General features: G+C 72.5%; 2 protein-coding genes and 1 pseudogene. 1 reads left to right on the forward strand and 2 read right to left on the reverse strand.

What is annotated here, in order from left to right; translation table 11 throughout:
* Positions 1 to 135, reverse strand: a pseudogene (locus tag FV222_RS31445) (glycosyltransferase family 1 protein); the annotation flags it as partial.
* On the reverse strand, positions 135 to 1,175 hold the full coding sequence (locus FV222_RS21870; protein WP_147815629.1) for a glycosyltransferase family 4 protein: 1,041 nt from the start codon (positions 1,173 to 1,175) through the stop codon (positions 135 to 137). The gene FV222_RS21870 and the pseudogene FV222_RS31445, both read right to left, overlap by 1 nt.
* 60 nt (positions 1,176 to 1,235) lie before the next feature.
* Between FV222_RS21870 and FV222_RS21875 the strand changes: the two genes are divergently transcribed.
* Positions 1,236 to 2,919, forward strand: a 1,684-nt coding sequence (locus tag FV222_RS21875) for an HAD family hydrolase (protein WP_147815628.1), incomplete at its 3' end; no start/stop codon positions are given.

Consider the following 2,919-nt stretch of genomic DNA (forward strand, 5'->3'; position numbering starts at 1 on the left):
GCACCCCGTGCGGTCGAGGGTGAAGACGGTCACGTCGGCGCCGGCCTCGGCGAGGCTCTCGGCGATCTCGCGGGCCGCGGTCGAGAGGCCGCTCGGGGCCGGCGGGTAATCCCAGGCGAGGTAGGCGACCCGCATCAGGCGGCGAGCAGGCGGCGGTAGAGGGCGAGGTAGTCGGCCGCCATGCGGTCGGCGGTGAAGCGCGCATCGAAGCGTGCGCGGACCCGGGCGCGGTCGAGCTGACCGATCCGCCCGAGCGCCGTCACCGCTTCCGCCTCCGAGGAAACGATGAAGCCGGTGACGCCGTCCTCGACGATCTCCGGCACGGAGCCGCGGTTCCAGGCGACCACCGGCGTGCCGCAGGCCATCGCCTCGATCATCACGAGCCCGAAGGGCTCCGGCCAGTCGATCGGGAACAACAGCGCCCGTGCGCTGCCCAGGAGGTCGGCCTTGCGGCGGTCGTCCACGGGTCCGAGGTAGGTCGCGTCGTCGCCCAAAAGCGGGCGCACCCGCTGCTCGAAATAGTCCGGGTTGCCGACGTCGATGGTGCCGCCGAGCCTGATCGGCAGGCCGGCGGCGCGCGCGACGCGGATCGCGGTGTCCGGCCGCTTCTGGTCGGTCATCCGCCCGACGAAGGCGACGTGCGCCTCGGGTCGCCGACTCAGCGCGTAGCGGTCCCGCGCGATGCCGTGATGCACGATCCCGGCCCGGTTCGCGGCCGGGATTTCGGCCGCCTGCGCCGCCGAAATCGCCGCCACCGGCAGGTCCGGGAAGCCCGCGAAGAACAGCGCCCGGTCGAGCTCGTCCACCCGCCAGTGCACCGTCGTGAGACTGTGGCGGCGGCGCGCCCCGAGGAGCGCCGCATGCGCGAACTCGCCGTGGCAATGTACGATGTCGAATTGGTCGAGGCGCAGCCGCAGCGCCTCGAGCTGCAGGGCGTCGAGCGCAGCCGGGACGCCCGGCGCGACCCGCCCGTGGCGCCGTTCCAGGGCGGCGAGGCTCGGGTGGTCGCCGACGCGCGGCAAGTCTGTCGCACTGTCGGAGGGGGCAAACAGCGTTACCTCCACACCCATAAGATGCAGCGCCGTGCCGAGATCGTGGATGACCCGTTCCGTGCCGCCGTGATGCTCGGGGGGAACGGGGAAGATGTTGGGGGCGACTTGGGCGACGCGGATCACGGTCGAGACCTCACCTGTAACGTTTCCTCGCCCGGTCACGGCTGAGACGCCGGCCGCCTGATGTTCGTCCTGCATGTCGCCCTGCAAGGCTGCCTTCGCGGCGGTGGAGTCGCGTTCGGCCTCACCGCCGACACCGGTGGCCACATCCGCTACCTGCTCGACCTCGTGGCGGCCTCCGCGCAGGATGCTGGCATCGCGCGGATCGTCATGGCGACGCGCCTGTTCGACGGCATCCACGGCCCCGACTACGCCGTGCCTGAAGAGCGGATCTCCGACAAGGTGGAACTGGTGCGGCTCGCAAGCGCGTCGCCGGCCTACCGTTCCAAAGAGGAAATGCACGCGGAGGTCGCGAGCTTCGCCCGAAACCTCGTCGCCTGGATCGCCCGGCAGCCGCGGGCGCCGGACATGATCCACGCCCACTATGCCGACGCCGCCTCGGTGGCGGCGCTTGTCCAGGACGCGCTCGGCATCCACTTCGTGTTCACCGCGCACTCGCTCGGGCGGGTGAAGGCCGCGCTGATGGGTGCCGGCGCGGAGGACGCCCCCGATCTCGTGCATCGCATCGCCGCCGAGGAAGGCGCGCTGGCACGGGCAAGCCTCGTCGTCGCCTCCTCGCGCGACGAGGCGGAGGTGCAGTATGCCGGGTACGCCGCCTACGATCCCGGGCGCATCCGGGTCCTGCCGCCGGGCAGCGACCTGGCGCGGTTCACCGCGGCCCAGCCGCTGGCACGGGTCGACGCCACCATCGACCGCTTCCTGCACGAACCTGAGAAGCCCGCGCTGCTGGCGCTGGCTCGGCCGGTGGCGCGCAAGAATCTCGCCGCCCTGGTGCGGGCCTACGGCGAGAGCCCCGAGCTTCAGGCGCGTGCGAACCTCGTCCTGATGGCGGGCATGCGCGAGGACATCGACGCGCTCGACGGCGACATGCCCGCCACCCTGCGCGAGATCCTGGTGCTGATCGACCGCTACGACCTCTACGGGCGTGTGGCCTACCCGAAGACCCACGATCCCGAGGACGTGCCGGCGATCTACGCCTACGCCCGCGCCCGCGGCGGCGTCTTCGTGAACCCTGCGCTCAACGAGCCGTTCGGCCTGACGCTGCTGGAGGCCTCGGCCGCCGGGCTGCCGCTGGTGGCCACCGACAGCGGCGGCCCCAACGACATCGTCGAGACCTGCGGCAACGGGCTCCTCGTCGACCCGCGCGCGCCCGACGCCATCGCGGCGGCGTGCCTGCGCATCCTCCGCGAGCCGGTGCTGTACGCCGATTGCGTGGCAGGCGGCGCCCGCGCGGCCGCCGCCTACGATTGGGACCAGCACGCCGCGCGCTACCACGCCCTGCTCGGTGCGCTGCTGGCGCCGCAGCCGCCCCTGACGGCGCCGTGCCAGATGCTGGTCTGCGACATCGACAACACGCTCGTCGGCTGCGCGGCGGCGCTCGGCATCTTCCGGCGCTGGCGCAGTCGCCAAGCGGGGCTAGCCTTCGGCGTCGCCACCGGCCGGTCGTTCCACAGCGCGATGGCGATCCTCGAGCAGCAGATGAGCCCGCGGCCGCAGGTGATGATCACCTCGGTCGGCTCCGAGATCTACCATCTCGACCCCAACGGCGTGACCTACGCCGCCGACCTCGCGTGGCGCGCCGCTGTCTCCGCCGACTGGGACCGGGCCGGCGTCCACGCGGTCCTGGCCGGCCTCGACGGGCTCGTGCCCCAGGGGCCGCTGGAGCAGCGCGGGCACAAGCTGAGCT

This window comes from Methylobacterium sp. WL103 (assembly GCF_008039885.1).
In the GTDB taxonomy this organism is placed as follows: domain Bacteria; phylum Pseudomonadota; class Alphaproteobacteria; order Rhizobiales; family Beijerinckiaceae; genus Methylobacterium; species Methylobacterium cerastii.